This is a genomic window from Enterococcus sp. DIV0175, from assembly GCF_050529075.1.
Lineage (GTDB): Bacteria > Bacillota > Bacilli > Lactobacillales > Enterococcaceae > Enterococcus_B > Enterococcus_B thailandicus.
Genome location: NZ_CP172880.1, coordinates 886,252 through 909,223 on the forward strand (window position 1 = coordinate 886,252; position 22,972 = coordinate 909,223).

The window sequence follows — 22,972 nt, forward strand, 5'->3', positions numbered from 1 at the left end:
AGAGGTGTGACGATGCTGTCACATCTCTTTTTTTGAAGCAATTAAGAAATTTCTTTCGTCATTTTTTTGAAATACACGTATAATAAATTAAAAGATGATTGAAGGAGGGTGGTTGCTTGAAAAAATTAGGAAAAATATTTTTAGGCTTATTGGTTATTTTAGGTTTGATTAGTGTTGGAAGCTATTATTATTTAAAAGAAAATACTTATGAACCAAGCCAAACCGCATTAACAACCAGTAAAAAAGCGATTGATAATAAGGAGTATCTTTTTTTTAAAAGTCCAAAAAAGAAACTGGCACAACAACATCCAATCATTATTTTTTATCCAGGTGCTTTAGTTGAGCCAGAAAGTTACAGCGTTTGGGCAAATAAACTTTCTGAAACTGGCTACGATGTGGCAATTGTTAAAATGCCACTCAATCTGGCGATACTAGATAAAAATCGTGCAGAAAAAGTGATTGAGGATTTTCCTGATCGCACCTTTGTTTTTGGCGGACATTCACTTGGCGGGGTAATGAGTAGTCGGTATGTTTCTCAAAATGTAACAGATAAGAATAAAGGCATTTTTTTCTTAGCAAGTTATCCTGACAAAAAAGGAGAACTATCTCAGTCGAAAATTCCGGTACTTTCAATTACGGCATCAAAAGATCAAGTATTAAATCACGAAGCATATGAAGAGGCCAAACAATACTTACCTGCGCAAACAAAGTATGTGGTGATTAATGGTGGAAACCACAGTGGATTTGGTGCATATGGTGAACAGAAAAAAGATGGAGAAGCAGAAATTACGAACGAAGACCAGCAAATCGCTCTTGTAAATACGATTGAAAATTGGTTGAAGCAAAATGGTTGGTAATCCCTTTCACCACTAGTAAGTAAAAAACGTGAGTCTAGCGAAACAGCTTGAAAAAGTAGCGATTGAGCTAATTTTTTCAGACGGTTTCTGATTGGACTCACGTTTGTTTTTGAGCAGAAGCGTTGCTCATCCTATTTTATAGACAACTCTTCTTATGAAACTCATAATTGAATTGCCGAAGTAATGACAAATTAGTTTTGTTCCTCCAATAGTATTGCTCGAACGGGACACTTCTGATAGGCTTTCTTTACATACTCAGTTTCTGCTTCAGTGACAAATTGTTGATGTGCTTCTGGTTCTTGTGCAAAAAGCACGATTCCTTCTTCATCGTAATCAAAAATATCAGGAGCCTCAATTTGACAAAGACCGCAAGCAATACAACGTTCGGGTACAAGTTTACATAATAGTGACATTTTTAACCATCCTAACTTAAGGAGAATTGCTATGCTTTCATTTATTCTATCTTTATTTCCTACAAGAAACAAGTTGCGAGTCAGTTCTTTTTATCAATTACTGACAGGTAAAAAAACAACTTCAGTATTGATTTTTGGTTTCTTGAATGAATTGTTGCCAGCTCACAGTAGTTTACCAGAACTAACTCAGGAAACCTACCAGCAACGATTAACTGAGTTAGAAACATCAGGCTTGATTCAAATTGAAGAAAATGAAGTTTTCTTGACAGCAAGAGGGAGAGAACGCCAAGAGAAATTGAGTGTCTTATATCCTGAATTACGTTTTGACCTCTACGGTAGAAACTGGGAAGAGGTGTGGCGACTGACAAAATTCGCAATTCAAGTTGTTTCATATTTAGCTGCAAGTCAGTCAGATTACTTACCTGCAGAGACTAGCCCATTTTATACAACTAGAATCAAATCTTGGCTAGCCCATAGTGATTGTTCAAAAGAACAGCTAGCTGATACTTTTTATCACGAGCTATCGGCTTGTTTAAGCAAACTAACGACAGAGCAGGCCAATTTATTAGCCAATCAGTTTTCTGGTTTTGAACAAATCGGTTTACTGCCTTATCAGCTAATTGAGACGAACGAGGATGAAACGACAATTTATTTACAACAGGCGCAAGCTGTTCACGCTTTTTTGAGCCAATTGAAACAGTTTCCGGATTTCTTATTGGCTCAGTTGCTTTTACCTGTTGTGGCACAAAATTACAATCAAAGTATGCTGGTTACACGGCAACTTTTTCTTGAAGGATATTCACTTACTGAAATTATGGCAGGTCGTCATTTGAAAAAGGGGACAATCACGGATCATCTAGTTGAATGGGCCTTGTTCTTAGACGACTTTCCGTTTGATCAGTTGATTTCAAAAGAGACGAACCAATTATTAGCTAGTCAAACAGCTCCTGTTCAAACTTGGCGTTACCAAGAGTTAAATGAAACAGGTACACTTGATTATGGTGAATTTCGTTTTTATCAAATACGAGCATTAAAAGGAGGCCAAAAAGATGAACTTATCAGCTGAGTTAAAACGTTATTTTGGCTTTTCAACTTTTCGTCCAGGCCAAGAAGAAATTATTCAAACATTGCTGGATAAAGACGACGTACTAGCTGTCTTGCCAACTGGAAATGGGAAAAGTTTATGTTACCAGTTAACTGGCTATCTATCGGAAGGTTTGGTCATTGTGGTTTCACCCTTGCTATCGCTAATGGAAGATCAGGTTATGCAGTTGCAAAAAATGGGAGAAAAAAGAGTTGTAGCATTTAATAGTTTACTGACTTTTTCAGAACGGAAATACGTTATGGAGCATTTATCTCAATACAAATTTTTATTTTTAAGCCCGGAAATGTTAGTGCAATCAGAAATATTAACACAATTAAAAAGACAAAAAATCGGTCTTTTTGTGGTTGATGAAGCACATTGTGTTTCACAATGGGGGGTTGATTTTCGCCCAGAATATCAACGTTTGGGCGAAATAAGAACACAATTAGCGATTCCAGTGACTTTGGCACTTACAGCTACAGCAACAAGCGCAGTTCAACAAGATATTGAAACTGTGTTATTTACTAACAAACCCAAAATCGTTAAGCATTCTGTGAACAGAGAAAATATCGCTCTATTTGTAAGGGAAACAACTCAAAAGGCAGCTGAGCTAGAAGCCATTATGAAAGAAATCAATGGCGCAACCATTATTTACTGTGCAACTAAAAAAGAAGTGGAGCGTTTGTATGCAGAATTGCGTGGTCGCTTTTCAATTGGCTACTATCACGGTGGTCTAGATGCAAGCCAAAGACGCCAGTTACAGCAACAATTTTCCCAAAATCAATTGCAATTTTTAATTGCAACAAACGCATTTGGTATGGGGATAGACAAAGCGGATATTCGTTATATTATCCATTATGATTTACCAGATAGTCTGGAAAATTATGTACAAGAAATTGGACGTGCTGGCCGCGATCAGAAGCCAAGTACAGCAATTTTATTGTATCAAACAGGAGATGAAGTGATTCATCATTTTTTTAATCAATTAGCGAAAGAGCAGCGTCAAGGTTTTGAAATTTATTTAGCACATGAGCAAGAGATCGAACAACCCTTTGACGAACTTCAGCAAAAATGGCTAGAAATTGTCAAAAAAACAAATCAGCCAGATCAATGGATGGAAAAATTAAAGATTCAAGAAAAAGAGAAGCAGTTTCGTTTATATCAAATGTTACGTTATATTCATGCAACGACTTGTCGCAGAGAATTTATTTTGAACTATTTTGGCGAAAAATTGACAGAAAAACCACAAAATTGTTGTGACATTGATGAAGCATCATGGCTCCTTTTTGCAGAAACAAAAGTAGGAACAAGTAATTTTGAGAATAACTGGGAAGAGATTTTACTAAATTTATTTAAAAAAAACGTGGAGGGGTAATTTTTTTAGGCATGGCCCATTTTCCTATGGTATAATACTCACGAAAGAAATTAGGAGGTAGCAAAGGTGAGCAGAAAAGATAGACATCAATCATCAGAAAATAACGAAACACAAGAACCATGGGAGCAACCAATTTATGACACAGAAGATGAAAATTCTTCAAGAAGCTCTCAAAGACAGCAAAAGAAAGGAAACACTGTTTTCTTGTCACTCTTTTTGTTTTTATTAGTACTTTGTATCGCAATCCCAGCAGGTGCTTACTTCTGGATTAGAAATGGTTCAAGTAATAATGCAGCAAGTTCGTCTTCAACATCGACAACTTCATCAATCGTTGAAAGTTCAACTATGAGTTCAAAAGAAGAGTCAACAACTGTTTCTTCAACTACTGAAACAGTTCAAAGCTCTGAAACAGTAGAATCAAGTATCACTGAGCCTGAAACTTCAAGTTCAGTTGCACCAGTTACACCACCAGCTTCAAGTGAAACAGTAGCACAAGAAGCAGAAACAACGCCTTCTTCATCAACAGAAGTGGTAGCTGGTTCAACGACAGTTGTTCAAGCAGGTGAAGGACCAAAACAAGTAGCTGAGCGTGCTGGAATCACCATTGATCAACTATTCCAATTAAATGGAATGGATCCAAATAATTATATGTTATATCCTGGACAAGAATTACGAGTGAAATAATGTGAGCCGCATTTTGCGGCTTTTTTTTGAGGAGCGTTTTTATGACAAAGATTAGTATTGCAATTGATGGTCCGGCTTCTTCGGGCAAAAGTACTGTAGCAAAAATTTTAGCAAAAGATTTTCAATATATTTACACAGATACAGGAGCCATGTACCGAGCAGTGACTTATTTGGCAATCAAGCATCAAATTTCGTTTGCTGACGAAGCAGGATTAGTTACTTTGATTAAAGAAAATCCGATTTCTTTCCAACAACAAGCAGATGGTCAACATGTGTTTATTTCAGGACAAGATGTAACAGCTGAAATTCGACAACCAGATGTAACGAAAGCTGTTTCGGAGGTTTCTGCGCATGGAAAAGTTCGAGAAGAGCTGGTTGCTATTCAACAACAAATTGGTGAGAACGGTGGCGTAGTAATGGACGGACGTGATATTGGGACAGCCGTACTACCACATGCAGAGGTCAAAATCTTTTTAGTAGCGAGTGTTTCTGAACGAGCACAACGCCGTTATAAAGAAAACCAAGAAAAAGGAATCCCAACTGACTTAGAAACACTAACAAAAGAAATCCAAGAGCGTGATCATTATGATTCAACGCGTGAAATTTCTCCGTTGAAACAAGCAGAAGATGCCGTCCAAATTGATACAACTGGAAAATCTATTTTAGAAGTGGTAGCAATGATTAAAAATGTTGTTTCTGAAAAAGGCTACCAACTGTAAGTATTAATTGACAAAAAACGATGAAATTAGCGGAAAGTCAATAATTTTCAAATAAACCGGGCGAAATCGCTTTATTTTTTTTTAAGAATCAATTAAACTTAAATTAGTACCGTATTTACGGCATAATGTTGGTTAGGAGGACAAGTGTTATGACAGAATTTGATCAAAATCAAGCAGATAGCAATCAGTCAATGGAAGATGCAATGAAGAGCGTTCAAGAAGTTAGTGTTGGCGATGTAGTTAAAGGTGAAGTTTTAGCTATTGAAGACAAACAAGTAATTGTTGGAATCGAAGGTGCTGGCGTTGAAGGTGTCGTTCCAGCAAAAGAATTATCGACATTACCTGTAGATGACATTGATGAACTTGTTCATGTAGGCGATCTTTTAGACTTAGTTGTTATTAGTACAATTGGTAAAGATAAAGAAAACGGAAGTTATTTATTATCAAAACGCCGTTTAGATGCAAAAAAAGTTTGGGAAGACATCGAAAAAGACTTCCAAGCTGGTAAAATTATCGAAGCACCAGTAACAAACGTAGTTAAAGGTGGCTTAGTTGTTGATGTTGGCGTACGTGGATTTGTACCTGCATCAATGGTTGAAGATCACTTTGTAGCTGATTTTTCAGATTATAAAGGTCAAACGTTGAGCTTCAAGATTATTGAAATCGAACCATCAGAAAATCGCTTGATCCTTTCTCATAAAGCAGTAGTTGAATCTGAAAAAGAAGAAAAGAAAAAAGAAGTGTTAACTGCTATTCATGAAGGTGATGTCATTGAAGGGCGTGTTGCACGCTTGACTGACTTTGGTGCCTTTGTTGACTTAGGCGGAATCGACGGACTTGTTCACGTTTCAGAAATTTCACACAGTCACGTAGCAAAACCAAGTGATGCATTGGCTGTTGGGGATGAAGTAAACGTAAAAGTTTTATCAATCAATCCTGAACAAGAACGTGTATCACTATCAATCAAAGATACATTGCCTGGACCTTGGACAGATATTGAAGCCAAAGCACCAGTTGGAGCTGTTTTAGAAGGCACAGTTAAACGACTAACAAGTTTTGGCGCTTTCGTGGAAGTTTTTCCTGGGGTAGAAGGGCTTGTTCATATCTCTCAAATTTCACATAAACATATTGCGACACCTCATGAAGTACTTCAAGAAGGTCAAACAATTGATGTGAAAGTGTTAGAAGTTCATCCAGAAGAACATCGTATTGCTTTAAGTATCAAAGCACTGGAAGAAAAACCAGCTTCTGAAGAAGAACCAAAAAATATTGAATCATATGAATTACCAGAAGAAAATACTGGATTCACAATGGGTGATATTTTAGGTGATGCTTTAAAAGAAGAAGTTGAAGAAACAGCAGACGACGAATCAGATAAATAATTAAGTAACGTCAGTTTATGACTGGGACGAAAGTGAAAGCTTTTGTCTTGGTCTTATTTTTTTCGTTATTGATTACAGATAATCAAGAAAAATGTAAAATAGTTGGATGAATTGAATAACTAAGCTTGAAAGTTTGGGGTTCATTCGTTAAACTAAGTAGGATTGGAAACTTGTGAGGAGGAAAAAATATGGCAAATCCAACAATTGCAATCGTTGGCCGTCCGAACGTCGGTAAGTCTACGATTTTTAACCGCATCGCTGGCGAGCGTATCTCGATTGTCGAAGATACTCCAGGAGTGACTCGCGATCGTATTTACGCAAAAGGCGAATGGTTAGGTCGTGAATTCAGCGTGATCGATACAGGCGGGATTGATTTAGGTGACGAACCATTTATGGAACAAATCAAGCATCAAGCAGAAATCGCGATTGATGAAGCAGATGTGATTATTTGTGTAGTCAGTGGACGAGAAGGTATCACTGATGCGGATGAAATGGTTGCAAAGATTTTATATCGCAGTAATAAACCTGTTATCTTAGCAGTTAACAAAGTAGATAATCCTGAAATGCGTAATGATATTTATGAATTTTATGCATTAGGATTAGGTGATCCATACCCTGTTTCTGGGAGTCATGGTCTGGGAATTGGTGATATTTTAGATGAAGCAGTCAAATATTTTGCCACTGATACGGAAGAAGAAGACGATGATACAATCAAATTTAGTTTAATTGGTCGTCCAAACGTCGGTAAATCTTCTTTAATCAATGCAATTTTAGGCGAAGATCGTGTAATCGTTTCGGACATTGAAGGAACAACTCGTGATGCAATCGATACTCATTTTGTATCAGAAAATGGTCAAAAATTCTTGATGATTGATACAGCAGGTATGAGAAAACGCGGGAAAGTGTATGAGAATACTGAAAAATACAGTGTTATGCGTGCTATGCGCGCTATTGATCGTTCAGATATCGTTTTGATGGTCTTAAATGCTGAAGAAGGAATTCGTGAACAAGATAAACGTGTTGCGGGATATGCACACGAAGCAGGTCGCGGAGTCATCATTGTGGTGAATAAATGGGACTTAGTAAAGAAAGAAACGAACACAATGCGTGATTTTGAACAAAAAATCCGCGATGAGTTCCGTTATCTTGACTACGCACCGATTGTTTTTGTTTCTGCAGTGACGAAACAACGTTTGAATCGTCTGCCAGAAATGATTGAAGATGTCAGCATGAATCAAAATCTACGTGTTTCATCTGCAGTGTTGAACGACATCATTATGGATGCTGTGGCAATCAATCCAACACCAACAGATAAAGGCAAACGTTTGAAGATTTTTTATGCAACACAAGTGGCTGTTAAGCCGCCAACCTTTGTGGTATTTGTTAATGAAGAAGAATTAATGCATTTTTCTTACGAACGATTTTTAGAAAATCAAATTCGTAAGGCATTTACTTTTGAAGGAACTTCGATTCGAATCATTCCAAGAAGAAGAAAATAGGCATTTTACCATAGTCATTCTTTTTTTTCAAAGGATAAAGGTACTTTCTTTTATTACGTTTTAATGACCAAAAAAAGCACGTTAAAATCAGTAAAAACCTTGCCATTAAGCGGTTTATATGATATCGTGATAACAGAATATTGAAGTAAGTCAATATTTCTATTAAACATTCTGGACCACTCAGATTGTTTAATTGGTTGATGTTTTACATCATATCTCTTGTTGAGGAGGTGAATCTAATCCATGGCAAACAAAGCAGAATTAATCGAAAAAGTTGCTTCAGCTACTGATTTAACTAAAAAAGACGCAACTGCAGCTGTAGACGCTGTATTTTCAACTATTCAAGATGCTTTAGCTAACGGCGAAAAAGTTCAATTAATCGGTTTTGGTAACTTCGAAGTTCGCGAACGCGCAGCTCGCAAAGGTCGTAACCCACAAACTGGTGAAGAAATCGAAATCCCAGCTAGCAAAGTACCTGCATTCAAACCAGGTAAAGCATTGAAAGACGCAGTTAAATAATTGTGCAATAAAACCCATTGGAGCTTTAGGGCTCTAATGGGTTTTATCTTTTTTATATACTATAAAGAGAAAGAGGCGAAAAAGATACAAAATAATTAAAGACCATTTCTTTCTAAACAGCTTACTGATTTATTTTTTCATGAAACAGAATTTTTTCTTTTTTCTTCTCATTAAGTTGCACATAAGTTTTTTAATCTAATTTTTTTTTCCTTTTCAGAATAAGGATTTTTATATCTTTCTACATACTTAAAAATAGTTCAAGCGCCAATCAATAATTTCATACACAATTTTTAACGTCTCCTGTTGATGTCATAATAAGCATAATGCTAGGTTTATTTATCTTAGACATACCTTTACTTTGAAAGGTGTGTTTTTTGTGCTATTTTACAGGAAAATCAACACTACCAAAATTATCCCCCATCATACTTTCAGCAGTAAGAGTTACAGGCGTTTCTGTATCTGTCAATTCATAGGCAACTGCACTTGAAATGGAGCCACCGGGTTTAATTTCAGCTGATTGATCTTGTAAATATTTATCATCAGGCAAACTTGCAATAGTTAGTTTATTTACTTTATTTGGATCGTTATCTTGTATCGCTTTAAAATTTAGAATCCATGCAGTGTTGGGTGAAATCGGTGCTGAATTATCATAATCAGGATTTACTAAAGTATCAAACCAAAAAGCAATCACTGGTTTTTCCCCGTAGTCATTGCCAGCTTCACCAGGTTGGATAACTTTATAATCGGTAATCTTAATAGAATAAGAGTTCCCTTTTAACATAGTGCCATCGAAAGTTGCTTCTGACGCAGTTGCAACAAAATCACTTGTAGTTTCTACTTTTGAAGAAGTGGCCTTTGTTTCACTACTCTTTTCTGTAATCTCTTGTTGTGTGCTGCTTGATGCACTAGACTCACTGTTAGGCTTATTTCCGCATGCTCCTAAAAATAATGATGTAAATAATAACCCCAAAATAACTTTTCTCATTCTTAACTCCCCATTTCTTTGATATAATTATGTTGTAAGTATCTCAAAAATGAGGTGGAAGTCCGTGTTCACAGCACGGACTTTTTTTATTTCAGGTGACATTCCCAACCTAACCCCAAATTAAATTCTTCTAGCACACTTGTGTAGTTGAATTGACCATCATTTTCTTGAATCAAATAATTAATCATCGAAGTATTTGCTTCGTTTTCCATTTTTGAATGGAAGACAGGATTAGTGTATAACGCGTTAAAATCTGAATGATTAAGAGCGTGATAGAGTTCATGAAGAATCACTTGTTTTTGTTTTTCTTCCGATTGATTTTGATTAACGACCATCAGTTTCAACTCATCAAAATAATAGCCTCTTTTTTCTAATTCCATTACGACTAGCTCAATTCCATGACTAGCGAGTAGCTCCTTTATTGTTTTCATAAAAAAGACTCCTTACTTACTCATTCGTCCTTCTAAAAATGCGCGAATGGCCTCTCTGTCATTATCAGTCATTGGTTTTCCATCAAAGCTTTTCACATTGTCTAGAATTTTGTCGAGATCCTCAGGTAGTTTTACTTTATCTCCTAGAGCAGGTGTATCTGTTCGTCCAAGCAGATAATCTACAGAAACATGAAAATATTCTGCTACTTTTTCAAGAGTCTCAGCTTTTGGACTACTTGTTCGCCACTGATAAATCACATTTTTAGATAATCCAATATCTTCTGCCAGTTTGTTTAAACTGATTCCCTGTTTTTTTGAAAGTTCTGAAACTCTTTCGTATAAAATCATTGTAAAAGCTCCTTTTTTATATTTTTTTATAAAAATATTGTAAATTATAAAATAATGGGATAGTATTATTTATAGATTACTCATAGAAACACAAAACGAATGAGAAGAGTCGTTTTGTTACTTTTATTTTATAGAACTTTGGGATTTGTGTCAATGTAAGTTTGATTTATCTGGTTAATTATATTTTTTTATGAAGATAGTGAGAGGAGAAATTCACAATAAAATATATTTTTTACCTATATAAAATTAGTTAGGAGTGAAGTATTTTGCGAAAATCAACATTTAATTATATTAAGGATATTTTATCCGACTATTATCAAACAGATGCGTATATTAAACAAAGAGAAGAAGAATTACGTCATCCATTCATAGAAGCTGATTTAAATAGTTCGATTCGTGGTCAAGGAAGCCATAGTATAGCAACTGAAAGAATGGCCATCACCATTGCGATGGATCGCCGACTTTGGAATTTGGAAAGGAATCGTGACGTAGTGAAAGATTGTTTGGCGCGTGCGGATGAAAATACGAGAGAAATTATTGAAAAACTCTATTTACAAAAAAATGCAACAGTTAATTTACTAGGAATGAGTCAACGTTTGTTTATTAGTAAAAGTAAGGCTTATGAACTAAGAAATGAATTTTTTGAAACTGTTGCAGATGAGTTAGGTTTGTAACTATGGAAAAACTCAGGAATTTTTTTCATAGTCAACAGGCTAAAATAATATCATCAAGAAAATAAACATTTCAGAATGAACTAACTTGCTTCTTAAAAATGAAAAAAACTAAACTAGAATTGAAAGATTTTCTTGAAGTTATTATAAGGTGGTGATTTCTACTTAGATTAATGTTTTTTGTTTCAAAAAAATTCAAATAAGATGGTCAAAAATGGAGCTATTTTGTTTGAACCAAAAACAGGAGGAAGAAAAATGGAAGCACTAAAAGGAATTGACGTTATTTTGCTTTATCGTTTATTAAGCAAATCAAGTGAAGGACCCGCATGGAAAATGGCGTTTCAAACGGAACACGAAAATGGCTTAACCCGTGAGTCAGAAGCCACTGTGACGAAAGATGGAAATGTCCATACTTTGAGTCCCGTTGAATATGATTTCTCTGCAACTTCGATTGTTGCCAAAGGAGACACACATGTCAACGAGATGAAAAAAGCATTATTAGATGGCGAAATTGTTGAAATTTGGGAAATTAACAAAGCAGAAAATGGAATTGGTGAAGACGCAGATAAATATAAAGCAACTTATTATCAAGCTTATGTTTCGGAATTTACACCAAATGCGACAGCAGAAGATAATGTGGAACTAAGCTTAGCTTTCGCTGTTAACGGTGTTGGTCAGGAAGGATATGCTACGTTATCTGAAGACCAAGCAAAAGTGATTCAGTATACGTTTAAGGACACTGTTCCAGAAACAGTTTAATCTAATGATGGATTGTGTGGTTTCATGACTAACACAATCCATTTTTTATCAAAAACAATTGAATATCAGAATTAAAAAGGAGAGACAAGATGAACTTAGTGATTAAAGAAAAAGACTACCAATTTGTATTTGGCTATGGTTTTATCAAGGAAATGAATCGTCGTTATTCGGTAACAGAAAATGGCTTAACTTTGAAAATGGGCCTAGAAAGTATTTTATCGAATTTTTTTAATAAAGATGTCGAAACGTTAGTTGAGATGCTAAAAGTTGCAAACAGTACCGAGACACCAAAGGTTAGTGAAGACGATTTAGCAAATTATATCGTGGAAAATGGGTCTGAGGTATTGTTTGAAGAACTCTTAGAAGAGCTAAAAAAGTCGGAATTTACGAAGAACAAGACCCTACAGTTGCTAGAACGCATTCAAGCAAACCAATAAATTTTACTGAGCTATACCAGCAAGTGCAACTGAACTGTTTACGTTATTTAGAAATGAATGATTTTCTTGAAATTGATCGAATGACGATTTCTGAATATCAGTTACGACAAAAAGCATATCAGTTAAGACAATTGGATCAAGAATATTTTCTACATCTTGCAGCCTGGAAAAATTATGAAGTTCAAGCCCAGGCTAAAAAGGGGAAAAAACAAGTACCTGTTTATCCAACATTTCAGTCATTCTTTGATTATGAAAAACTACAAGAAAAAATTGTTGGCTATCTACCACAAGGTGAAAATCAAGAATTCTTGGATCTGGTCAAAAAAGCAAATACTTAAGAAAGGAGGTTATTTATGGGAGACTATACAGCGGAAAGTATTCTTGCAGCTTTTAGTGAAGGATCTTTGGGTGCAATGAATACAGGCATTGAGAAGGCAAGCAAAGCAATCAAATCAATGACAAGTAATCTTTCTGGTTTTGACTCACTTAATTCAGTTATTAACACAGTCACTGATTCATTAAAGGAAACGGTCAAGCAATTTGAACAGCTTACTAGTAAAGCTTCAACAATGGATCTAGCTGGTTCCTCTTCAAAGGAAGTAGAAAGTTTTCAAGACCTGATTGGAAAAATTTCCGAGGTAACAAGTGCTGTTAATAATGGGATACAAGGGGCTGGCTTTGGTGAAACGATGGCGGGGTTTGATGATGTTTTAACCACTTATTCTACAGTTGTTGAAATCCAGGATAAGATTGCTGGTTTAGGTACTGCATATCAAGCTTGGACAAAGGCTACGGAAGGTGCAACGATTGCACAGAAATTATTAACGACTGCAATGAATGCGAACTGGATAGCAATTATTATCACTGCTGTCGTGACTTTAGTTTCAACATTGATCTATTTATGGAACACCAATGAAACATTTCGTCAAGCGATCATTACTGCTTGGACAGCAATCCAGTCATTTTTGGAACCAGTAATCACAACGATCACGACTTTTGTTCAGACCATGTTTGCGATGCTCTTAACTTGGTGGCAAACAAATCAGGAGACGATTATGAATGTTGTCAGTACCGTATGGACAAGTATTCAGAATGTTTTTACTGTTGTTTTAGCTGCAATTCAACTAGTTGTTCAAGTTGTTTTGAGTCAAATTCAAGCATATTGGACTGCATGGAGCACGGTAGTACAAGTAATTGTTCAAGCAGCTTGGGCAATCATTTCTAATGTGTTCAAAACAGTATTATCCGTCATTTTGTCAGTAGTCAGTGGTGTGTTTAATCAGATTCAAAATACGATTCATTTTATTATGGGCTTTATTTCGGGAATCATTCAAACCGTATTAGCCTTAATTAAAGGTGATTGGGATGGTGTATTAGCGGGAATTCAGTCAATTGTCCGTACTTTTGGTGATTTTGTAACATCTTCTTTTTCAACCTTTATGGCAACAGCGAAAGAGATTGTCAATGGCATTATTGGAGGAATTCGAGATTTGTTTGGTTCCTTGTCAGAAATCGATCTTTTAGAAGCAGGAAAAGCGATTATTGATGGCTTTATCAATGGTTTAAAAGCAGCCTGGGAAGCAGGAAAAGAATTTGTTACTGGCATTGCAGATTGGATTGTTAAACATAAGGGCCCAGTTAGTTATGACAGTAAAATTTTGATTCCTGCAGGGCAAGCAATGATGTCAGGACTAAATCAAGGATTAACCAATGGCTTCTATACTGTTCAAAAAAATATTGGAACAATGGCGGATCATTTAGCCGATGGATTTCAACCAGTACGCGACTTAGATTTGGAAGCGACATTAACTCGAGCGAACGGTCAGATGAATACACAAGTTGAACATCGAATAAATTCTACAGGTTCCTCAAAGCCAGCAGTATTTACGATTACATTGGGCAAACAGAATTTTAGAGCTTTCGTGGATGATATTTCACAAGCTTTAGGAGAAGGAACAGAATTGAATTTAGAATTTTAGGAGGGAAAAATGGAAGAATGGAAAAATAAATTATATTCATTTAAAGATACCGTGATGAGCTGGCACATGTTCGAACAATTTCTTCCAACTTCTGCCATGAGCTATGATGGTATTTTTTTGGAAGAACTAATTGAAGGTTACCAAACGCTAAAAGTTGAGGGAAGAGAAATGCTTTCAGCAGAAATTGAACAACAAGCAATCCAAGTGGGCGCAATTGTGATGAACCAGACACTTCCAGTACGAGAACTGAAAATCACGTATAAACTTGAGGATCGTAATCCAGAAACTTTGCAGTTTAAGTTTAAAACCTTATTGAATCACTTGTATCGATCAAATGATGTTGAGATCCGTTTTTATGATGAGCTAGATTACTATTATTATGGACGTTATACTTCTGCCGAAACAGTCAGTGGTGAATCTAACTCTGTTATTTCTAGTTTTACAATTCTTTGTGTTGATCCATTAAAGTACACGAAAGAATTTGTGACAGATGGTTACGTTGGTATACCAACTTTTTTCCCGGTGACACCACGTAAAATCGAAGCGGTGTTGTCAAATAATCAATCAATTACTATTACTAATGGAAAACAGACCATTAGCATCAGTGATGCACCAATCCAAATCGGTGATAAGATCGTTTTTCAGTTTGCTGAGCAACGTGTATTAGTAAACGGAGCAGACTGGACACCAATCATTGATCTGGAAAGTGATTTTGAAAATTTTTGTCTGGAACAAGGGCAAGAGATAAAAAGCAGTAATGGAACACTAAAAATTTATTATAGGGGGGCGACTATTTGAATTCGACAGTTTATTTTTTTGATAACTTTCAGCATTTAATTAAACGAAAAGATGCGAAGAATTTAATTGAAGTTTCTCAAGAAAAAGAAATTACTGCAGAGAAAAAAGAATTATTGAACGACGTGCTTTATGTTACAACGAAATTTGATGAGACAATTGCAAACGCGCAATTTATGGCGGTTCGTGAAAGCGAATCGTCTTTTTCATTGTATCGAATTACTAAAGTAAGTGATCCGAATGAAACGCTTGAATTTACTGGAATTGGTTTTGCACTGGATGAATTGGATTCGTATGTTATCAGCCAGGTACTAGCAAAGAATCAATCGATTACTTCTTTACTCAATGAGCTATTGGCTTTTACTAACGGAAACTGGCGGCTGGGTTATGTCGAACCAGAGTTATCTAAGGTTACAGTAACTTTTGATTATCTTTCTGTACGAGAAGCACTAAAGCAATTGCAAACTTTCGGAATGGAGTTTTTATTTTTCTGCACGCTTGATGCGGATGGAATCAAAGATAAGTGGATCGAAGTACATCAGCAGATTGGTTCACTTTCTAATACGCGATTTACTTATGGCAGCAAAGCATTGACGGTGATTAAAGAAGTCGATCAAAGTACTATTTATACTTCAATAATCGGTCGTGGAAAAGGTGAAAATGTTGGAAATGGCCAAGGAAAGCGACTTGATTTTACCAATGTGGAATGGAAAAAAGCAAGCGGAGATCCATTAGATAAACCTAAAGGGCAAGTTTTCATTGAAGATCCTGTAGCAACAAAAAAATTTGGTATCCCACAAAAGAATGGAAAGATGTATAAACGAGAAACGGTTGTTGTTTTTGACGATATTGATGACCCACAAGAATTGCTAAAGAATACTTATCTGACTTTACTGGATTCGGCTAGACCATTGGCGCAATTTCGAGCAGAAGTAACAGACGGTGATGTTATTGGTAATACGGTAACTATTCATAGATATGACAAAGGGTATCATTATGCCACTCGAATCTATAAGACGAAAATCAATCGTTTAACTGGAAAAACAACGGTTGAATTAGGTGACAATTTAACAAAAGATACAAGAAAACAGTCAGCAAAAGTTTCAACTAACTTATCTGATTTGGAAACAACGAAAATGAACTTCTATCAATCAACTGAAATCGGAAAATATCAAGATGATATCATGCGTGGTGCTGGAGAAAATGGTGGCTCTGTTTATCAAGTAAATGGAATTGAAGCGGGTGTTAGCAATAGCCGTGAAGTATATGAAACGGTTTATATGGACGGGAAAAATATTCCTAACTCGAAGTATTTTATGATTGAAAATAATTCTGGAATTTCATTTAAGCAATGTAAGCAAGGCCAATGGAAAACAATCAAAGATGTTCATAATGGTCCTTCAACAACCGCTTGGTCATTAGATGGTCAATTCAATGCGAATTTTATTCGTGCAGGTATTTTGAATGGAGTACTTGTGGAGGGTGTCATGTTGAAATCGGCTCATCGAAATATGACTTACCAAGTCGTTTTAGATAGAGGATCATTAGAATTTCAATACTACAAAGAAACACCAGAAGATTTAAATTACACGAATGAGAATTGGCAAAAGGCAGTTGAGGGGGAAGTTGTAGGTAAAATCGAAGGAACTTCGGGAGCTGGTAAACCAAATGGATTTGCAGTCATCCAGTATCCGGGACAGATTTTTTCCATTAATTCTGCTTATGAAAGTGGTAGTTCGAGAGCAGTTTTCCAGATTCCCAAAGAATCGAATGGCGAAAAGAGGAAGTACAAACTTTTGGGAGAAGGTACGTTTAGTGAGGGAAAGGTTGTCTTTAAAAACGACGTAACGTTTGAAGGGAAAGTACAAGTAAATGGTCGACTAGACGCAAAGGAGCTGTACATTAATGGACAAAAAGTAATTCCAGGTCAAAATGGTGGACCTAACCCCGGTGGTGGCACAAGTACGGGAGGTTATCCAGCAGAGCTGACAACAGATACAGAAAAATGGGCATGGGATTGGTGGGCATTTGCTTTGGCTAATGGCTATAGCCCAATTGCTGCTGCAAGTATCTTAGGTAATATTAGTCGTGAGACTGGAGGAACGATGAATCCAGATTCAGATCAAATCAGCGGTCCAGCATATGGTTGGACACAATGGGATGGATCTGCATACCCGTTAATTGGTGCGGCAACTTGGGATGGTCGTGAATATGTTCAACGATTGATAACTGCCGCAAGGATTACACAAGACTATCGCTCTTCTGCTGCCCAAGCACGATTGATTGAGTGGTGTATGTATAACGGCCAATGGATTGGAGCAGTGAACCCACTTAGTGTCGAAGCTTTCAAAAATGTTGAAGATCTTTATACAGGAACCTTTGCCTTTTTGAAAAACTATGAGCGCGCTGGTGCAGAAGCGTTGAGCGAACGTGTTGAAGCAGCAACTTATTGGTACAACAAGTTTAAAGACTTAAAAGCTAGTGAATCAACTGGATAAGAAGGCTTGAAACATCTTGAAACGCTATTGAATCAACGAATTGGAAATGGTCAATGCTATGGCTTATCTGCTGAATATTCAGGTTATTTAGGTGGCTGTGGCTTAGGAGCAGGCACACAGTATGGATTAAGTCATGTGATTGGAAATACTTCTGCTGCTTCTGATATTGGGATTGCTTATGATTGGGACGCAGTTGGATGGAAAGTCATTCAAAATCCGACTTACGATCAATTAGTCGTAGGTGCAATTATCAACTGGGCGCGTGGTGGACGAGTCGGTACTTGGTTTGTTGATGATACCTATGGGCACACGGGTGTGATACGCGGATTAGACAATAATCGAATCCAAACTTATGAACAAAATACAGAGCTGGGTATGATTTGTGGAAAATTGGATCGTGAATATTTTAGTGCCAGTGCGATTGCTTCCATTGTTGTGCCAGTGAAATAGTTACTAGAGAGTACCGTGAAAAAATCAAAAATACAGGTTAAGAAGGAGTGGGCAATTTGGCAGAAATTACGCATAAAGTAACTTTATCAACAACGGAACAGAACAACTATACAAATATGATTAGAGTTCGACAAGCAGATGATCAAACACAAGTATTTGATGTCAAAATTATTGAAAATGGCCAAGTTAAAGCATTTACAGGTTTACGGCCATTTTTTTGTTTAATGGCACAAAAAATTACCGGACAAGGTGTTTCGGAGGAGCCTGTAAAAGAATTTGACGGCTCAAAAGGCACGTTAAAACATACTTTATCAGCTAATGCTTTTCAAATGGTTGGACGAAATGAGGCTTACTTTAGTTTTAGAAAAGAATTGTCGACAGGTGAGTGGGTAGAACAGTACAGTACACGTTCATTTTATTATACCGTTGAGAAGTCTATTTACACAGAGCCATTCAAAGACTCAAATTATTGGTTCACGTTTAAAGAACTGTATCGTTTATTTAATCAATATATTGAAGATGGAAAAGCTTCATGGGAAGATTTTGTAGATCAAAATCGAGACATTATTGAGGCGATTGATCCTGGTGGGGATATTTTGACTGAACTAATAGATTCGAGAAAAAATAGTTTCGATAATAAGTTTTCTAGTCTTTCTGAGAGGCTGGAAACAATGGATAAGACACTTGGAATGATTAGTTTCACATTTGATGGAGCATTTGCAGAGGATAAAGTAAGTAAATCTATTTTTGATGAATACGGTTTTGTTTGCAATTTTGCTCCACCTACTGATTGGATCAATATCTTTAATGGTGTTGAGTTTTATAAGCAGGCACAGCGTGAAGGATATGGAATCGAAGCATTTACTCGGACACATAAAGATATGACATCTTACGATCCTAACGTTGATGAAAGAATTATTGAACGCGAAATTATTAGCTCTGCAGAAATATATGAACAAATGGGAATAGCAACGACTGGTTTTGTCAGTCCAAATTCACAAATAGCTACACAATACGAAAAATATGTGATAAATAACTATGATTACGCAATTAATGGAGTTGGAGTACAAGATAATTCTATGCGTGCAGTACAAGATCCATTAATAAATGATAGATATCATTTGGTGAGAATGAGTTTAACTTATAACACAATTGAATCAATCAAAGCTGCGATTGACAAAACAGTTAGAGAAAAAAAGTTCTTACTATTTTATGATCACAAAACAGGTTCTAGTGAAACTGGTAATGTAACTGAAGATAAATTGCGAGTAATTCTCGATTATATCAAAGTAAATTATACTGATAAGAAAAAAGTTCAAGTTAGTCGGGTGTCTGATATTATTCAAGCAAAGTATGGCATTTTTTTAGATGGAAACTATAAATCAATTAGTAAACAATCCTTAAATTTAGCCCCACCAATTGGAAAAATTGGAGAAGCTGGTTTAATCCCTTACTACGATTATTGGGGATATGGTACTCACGGTAGTACGACTACGCAGGATACGTGTCTTTATGATTATATGAAACAAGCAATAGTCCTTAATTTAAAAAATTCAAAACAAGCTGAAAATAGAAGCATACAAATGTGTTTAGACTTATCTAAATATAAAGGTGATCAACGCCCACACTCAATTTATTTCAGTTTGCCAATTTGGATGAGTTCCTTAAGCTTAAACGCTGAGATAACAATGGATTGTCGTTTTTATGATACCGATGGAAAAATGATTGGCGTAACAAAAGTCAATCAGTTACCTGTGACTGATGAACGTTTAATTTTAGGAGCAGAGGTAGGCATTCCACGAGACAATCGAAATTTTTGTTGGGCACATATTTATATTAGGGTTAAAAATTCAAAATATAACACTGGTCAAATTTTTTTACAGCAACCTTCAGTAAAGGTAGATGACTCGTCATACACTGGGGAACCAGCAACTGACTATTCTGTAAATAGTCTAGAATTCTCAGAATTTAATATTACTATGGATAGAAGATTCCAATGGCTCAATGTAGAAACTCAATATGATGGTCTAGATTTAAATGGCAGGCAACATTTTGATGTTAAGCTAGGTTCGTCAGAAATTATTACAAAAATAGCTGGTTTATACGAGTTTAGATTAGAGTCTTGGGCTAGTTTGTTAAATGAAGTAACGACATTGAATGCAAGCTACTATATTGAAGTAAGAATCAATGAAAATAATATTGATGAAGCAAATAAAAATCATCGATTCAGTTTTTTAAAACAAAATTTTTCTACCAATGGTCAGGTTGGTGGTCAAACATCAATGTTGGTGCCTTTAAAGTCTGGAGATAAGGTTCGATTAGCTGTTTTCAAAAATGCAACGGGAGGAACATTAAAGAGTTCGAAGAAAACATATCTTACGATTCAAAAAATCGCTAATTATTAGAGCTAAAAAACACAGAATTATTGAGAAGGATTGTTGCAGAGGTTAATTAATAAGAAGGTAGTTATTCTTTTGAATAACTTATGGGGAGGAAAACATGAGTCTAGATAAATTTCGAGATGTCGATCTAGTAATTGACAAAGCAAATAGTCAATTGCTTGTAAGACAGTTTATATCACAAAATGATAATAACGGGCGTACTTTTACAGTACAAATAACAGACGAGGGGCGGATTGCTAAAATCCCTGGATTATCTCTTAATCTTAGATGGCACAACAAGAATACAGGGATAACAGATTTGACCGCATTTGAATTAATTGATTCAGAAGCAAGTGTATTTAGAGTAGCATACCCTAAACATATGATGAACCCAGGAATTGTTCAGGCGAATATACAAGTATTAAACGCAGGAAACAGTTTGTTTACAAGACCATTTGAAATTCAAATATTGTCATTAGCAGGTGAGGTTAAAGGCGTTATTGAAAAAGCAGAATTTAGTGCACTGGTTCAGGCATTAGCAGATGCTAATGGATGGAGAAGCGAACTGGATGATTTGATTATGAATAAAGCTGATCAATCGTTTGTGAATGATCAATTATCAACAATTGTTTCCGGTTCTCCAAAAGGAACTTTTGCTTCGCTTATGGATTTACAAAGTACTTATCCAACTGGAACAACAGGTATTTTTCTAGTTCTTTCAGATGGTCATTGGTACTATTGGCAGAAAAGTGTAAATTCTTGGTTAGACGGGGGGCTGTATCAATCACAAGGGGTTACTGATAAAAGTATTACTAGAACAAAAATTTCTTTTTTTGAAAAAACATTTACTGATTACAGCGAAACCGGGCGTTGGGAAACTGGTTTTTACTACGATCGTACTACAGGCGAAAAAATTATAAATGGAAACTATGGTACTTTGACACTTCAATTGCGACCAAATCACTCATACACTATTTTTGGTACGAGAAATGGGGAATCACGACACGTTACTTACTGGAATTCTGGTAATGGGTATGTTTGTGGTGCCAGTACAACTATTATCAATGTAAACAAAGATGTGGAAGTTCGTATTGGTATCAGAATTGATGAAAAATCAAATGTCAATATTGTTGATGATCTTCAGAGTTATTTATTTACCGATCCACAAAGTTTTGCTACCACTTCAAATGTTGCTAATTTAGTAGGAAACGGAAAAGTAGATTGGTATGTTTCAGATAAAATTGCTTCAGCGAAAGAAGTTTTACTCATGACAGAAACTGGCTTTGAAATTAATCCAGAACTTCTGTTAAGCTCAGCGTCAGTTGCCATCACTGCAAATGGTAAACGTTTCTCGATTAAATATGCTGATATGAAAGTTGATAGTACTAAAATTGAATGGTCTGCTACAAATGCTCACCGATGGTTATTTTTTAATCCTTATAATAAGACTTTTTATGCTGGAGTATATAATGAATCATTGACGAAACAGATTGATATACAAAATTCCTTCTTTTTAGGAATTGTATTTTATTCGGAAGATACATTCATTAGAAGACAATCAACAAATCTAATTCCTGTCGCATACTTGAATAAAAAATATCCAGCTGTATCACTACCTGCGTTGATTTCTTCTATGCAGTTAAAAACGGCAAGAATAAATTGCTTTAGTAATTCTGATAAGAAGCTTATTCTTGATTATGCATCAAGAAAAATTATTCTATTAAAAAACGAAGCATATATTATTGATAAAATTGGTTCTTATTCTTGGTGGGGAGGATCATCTTTAAAACTAACAGAAGATTATGTTTTAAAGATTCCTGATGAAGTAAATACAGGATACTTATTTGTTGTTGACGACCAAGAAAATACACATTTAACGATTAAGAATGCTTCTGAACTTTCCTCAAACGTCGAACAAAATGAGTTCTATTTGGGCTATTTCACGATGGGAGCTGAAACGAATAGTTTAATAATACCTCATCGGGTCATTCATACGTCTAGAAATTCAGGAGTTTTGAATATCTCATTTTTAGGTGACTCAATTACAACATTCGAAGGTTATATTCCTTTGGGAACAGGTCATTATCCATCTAGTGATGTAGCGACTGTTGATGACACATGGTGGATGAAAATAATCAACCAATCTGAAGGGCAACTTCAACTTTTGATAAACAATTCAAGAAGTGGTTCACAAATGACGGACACTGGTCAAGGTATTGGAGCGGATGCTGGTGTGAATCGTTGTGAAAATTTATCTAAGGATGGCATACTACCCGATATTATTGAAATTAGAATTGGAACAAATGACTATAATCGAGGCGTTGCACTTGGTCATTTTGATCCAATGAGTCAAGAAAAAGCAGTCAAAACGGATGAATTCATTAGTGCATACTGCGTAGCATTAGATAAAATGACGAAATTATATCCAAACGCTCGTATTATTTTGCATACCTTACCTTTCAATGGTTATGGTGGATTTCCTCGTGTTAGAGAAGACGGATTAACATTAAGTAGGTTTAATGATGCTATTAAATCAATCGCTAAACGATATAATTGTGATCTTGTTGACGAAGAAAGGGCAAACTTTAATATAGAAAATATCATGTTGCTAACAGAAGAAGGATTGCACCCTAAGGCTTCAGGAATGAAACGAATTTATGAACAAGCATACAATGTATTAAAAAAATATATAAATTAAAAGCGTAC

General features: G+C 35.8%; 20 protein-coding genes and 1 pseudogene. 17 read left to right on the forward strand and 4 right to left on the reverse strand.

What is annotated here, in order from left to right; translation table 11 throughout:
• Window positions 1-116: 116 nt before the first annotated feature.
• The gene (locus IGJ76_RS04310; RefSeq protein ID WP_075491237.1) at window positions 117-857 is read left to right on the forward strand and encodes an alpha/beta hydrolase; all 741 of its coding nucleotides are present in this window, start codon (window positions 117-119) and stop codon (window positions 855-857) included.
• A gap of 191 nt (window positions 858-1,048) precedes the next feature.
• On the opposite strand, the gene IGJ76_RS04315 is transcribed toward IGJ76_RS04310, so the two are convergent.
• The gene (locus IGJ76_RS04315) at window positions 1,049-1,270 is read right to left on the reverse strand and encodes a ferredoxin (protein WP_067484872.1); all 222 of its coding nucleotides are present in this window, start codon (window positions 1,268-1,270) and stop codon (window positions 1,049-1,051) included.
• A 31-nt stretch (window positions 1,271-1,301) separates the two neighbouring features.
• On the opposite strand from IGJ76_RS04315, the gene IGJ76_RS04320 reads away from it, so the two are divergent.
• From IGJ76_RS04320 to IGJ76_RS04350, 7 genes are all read left to right on the forward strand, one after another.
• Window positions 1,302-2,336 carry a helix-turn-helix domain-containing protein gene (locus IGJ76_RS04320; RefSeq protein ID WP_376022133.1) on the forward strand — a complete coding sequence of 345 codons (1,035 nt, stop codon included), beginning with the start codon at window positions 1,302-1,304 and terminating at the stop codon, window positions 2,334-2,336.
• Window positions 2,320-3,729 carry a RecQ family ATP-dependent DNA helicase gene (locus IGJ76_RS04325; RefSeq protein ID WP_430596746.1) on the forward strand — a complete coding sequence of 470 codons (1,410 nt, stop codon included), beginning with the start codon at window positions 2,320-2,322 and terminating at the stop codon, window positions 3,727-3,729. The genes IGJ76_RS04320 and IGJ76_RS04325 overlap by 17 nt, the downstream gene beginning before the upstream one ends.
• A gap of 66 nt (window positions 3,730-3,795) precedes the next feature.
• The gene (locus IGJ76_RS04330) at window positions 3,796-4,413 is read left to right on the forward strand and encodes an SAG1386/EF1546 family surface-associated protein (RefSeq protein ID WP_430596747.1); all 618 of its coding nucleotides are present in this window, start codon (window positions 3,796-3,798) and stop codon (window positions 4,411-4,413) included.
• A gap of 41 nt (window positions 4,414-4,454) precedes the next feature.
• A complete protein-coding gene (cmk, locus tag IGJ76_RS04335; protein ID WP_430596748.1) occupies window positions 4,455-5,132 on the forward strand; it encodes a (d)CMP kinase in 678 nt (225 codons plus the stop codon).
• A 149-nt stretch (window positions 5,133-5,281) separates the two neighbouring features.
• Window positions 5,282-6,514: a 30S ribosomal protein S1 gene (gene rpsA, locus IGJ76_RS04340; protein WP_067484886.1), complete on the forward strand. Its 1,233-nt coding sequence runs from the start codon at window positions 5,282-5,284 to the stop codon at window positions 6,512-6,514.
• Window positions 6,515-6,702: 188 nt separating this feature from the next.
• On the forward strand, window positions 6,703-8,013 hold the full coding sequence (gene der, locus IGJ76_RS04345; RefSeq protein WP_430596749.1) for a ribosome biogenesis GTPase Der: 1,311 nt from the start codon (window positions 6,703-6,705) through the stop codon (window positions 8,011-8,013).
• A gap of 243 nt (window positions 8,014-8,256) precedes the next feature.
• A complete protein-coding gene (locus IGJ76_RS04350) occupies window positions 8,257-8,532 on the forward strand; it encodes an HU family DNA-binding protein (protein WP_002290178.1) in 276 nt (91 codons plus the stop codon).
• Window positions 8,533-8,911: 379 nt separating this feature from the next.
• Here the strand turns inward: IGJ76_RS04350 and IGJ76_RS04355 are convergent, their stop codons facing one another.
• The 3 genes from IGJ76_RS04355 to IGJ76_RS04365 all read right to left on the reverse strand — a co-directional run bounded on the left by IGJ76_RS04355 (window position 8,912) and on the right by IGJ76_RS04365 (window position 10,296).
• The gene (locus IGJ76_RS04355) at window positions 8,912-9,517 is read right to left on the reverse strand and encodes a DUF5067 domain-containing protein (RefSeq protein WP_430596750.1); all 606 of its coding nucleotides are present in this window, start codon (window positions 9,515-9,517) and stop codon (window positions 8,912-8,914) included.
• A gap of 86 nt (window positions 9,518-9,603) precedes the next feature.
• On the reverse strand, window positions 9,604-9,948 hold the full coding sequence (locus IGJ76_RS04360) for an ImmA/IrrE family metallo-endopeptidase (protein WP_067484895.1): 345 nt from the start codon (window positions 9,946-9,948) through the stop codon (window positions 9,604-9,606).
• A gap of 12 nt (window positions 9,949-9,960) precedes the next feature.
• Entirely contained in the window at window positions 9,961-10,296 is a 336-nt protein-coding gene (locus tag IGJ76_RS04365; RefSeq protein WP_071869064.1) for a helix-turn-helix domain-containing protein, read from the reverse strand.
• 266 nt (window positions 10,297-10,562) lie between these two features.
• On the opposite strand from IGJ76_RS04365, the gene IGJ76_RS04370 reads away from it, so the two are divergent.
• From IGJ76_RS04370 to IGJ76_RS04410, 9 genes and pseudogenes are all read left to right on the forward strand, one after another.
• A complete protein-coding gene (locus IGJ76_RS04370) occupies window positions 10,563-10,970 on the forward strand; it encodes a transcriptional regulator (protein ID WP_067484901.1) in 408 nt (135 codons plus the stop codon).
• 252 nt (window positions 10,971-11,222) lie between these two features.
• The gene (locus IGJ76_RS04375; protein WP_270608496.1) at window positions 11,223-11,726 is read left to right on the forward strand and encodes a phage major tail protein, TP901-1 family; all 504 of its coding nucleotides are present in this window, start codon (window positions 11,223-11,225) and stop codon (window positions 11,724-11,726) included.
• Between the two features lie 89 nt (window positions 11,727-11,815).
• The gene (locus tag IGJ76_RS04380; protein WP_067484904.1) at window positions 11,816-12,163 is read left to right on the forward strand and encodes a tail assembly chaperone; all 348 of its coding nucleotides are present in this window, start codon (window positions 11,816-11,818) and stop codon (window positions 12,161-12,163) included.
• A gap of 53 nt (window positions 12,164-12,216) precedes the next feature.
• Window positions 12,217-12,501 (forward strand): hypothetical protein, encoded by a 285-nt coding sequence (locus IGJ76_RS04385; protein ID WP_231885462.1) that lies wholly within the window; start codon window positions 12,217-12,219, stop codon window positions 12,499-12,501.
• 15 nt (window positions 12,502-12,516) lie between these two features.
• Window positions 12,517-14,142 (forward strand): phage tail protein, encoded by a 1,626-nt coding sequence (locus tag IGJ76_RS04390; protein WP_413124860.1) that lies wholly within the window; start codon window positions 12,517-12,519, stop codon window positions 14,140-14,142.
• 9 nt (window positions 14,143-14,151) lie between these two features.
• Window positions 14,152-14,940 (forward strand): distal tail protein Dit, encoded by a 789-nt coding sequence (locus IGJ76_RS04395; RefSeq protein WP_430596751.1) that lies wholly within the window; start codon window positions 14,152-14,154, stop codon window positions 14,938-14,940.
• Window positions 14,937-17,885 (forward strand): annotated as a pseudogene (locus IGJ76_RS04400) (phage tail spike protein). The gene IGJ76_RS04395 and the pseudogene IGJ76_RS04400 overlap by 4 nt, the downstream one beginning before the upstream one ends.
• Window positions 17,886-17,941: 56 nt before the next feature.
• Window positions 17,942-20,290: a BppU family phage baseplate upper protein gene (locus tag IGJ76_RS04405; protein WP_256924753.1), complete on the forward strand. Its 2,349-nt coding sequence runs from the start codon at window positions 17,942-17,944 to the stop codon at window positions 20,288-20,290.
• Window positions 20,291-20,384: 94 nt separating this feature from the next.
• The gene (locus IGJ76_RS04410; RefSeq protein ID WP_430596752.1) at window positions 20,385-22,964 is read left to right on the forward strand and encodes an SGNH/GDSL hydrolase family protein; all 2,580 of its coding nucleotides are present in this window, start codon (window positions 20,385-20,387) and stop codon (window positions 22,962-22,964) included.
• Window positions 22,965-22,972 lie beyond the last annotated feature (8 nt).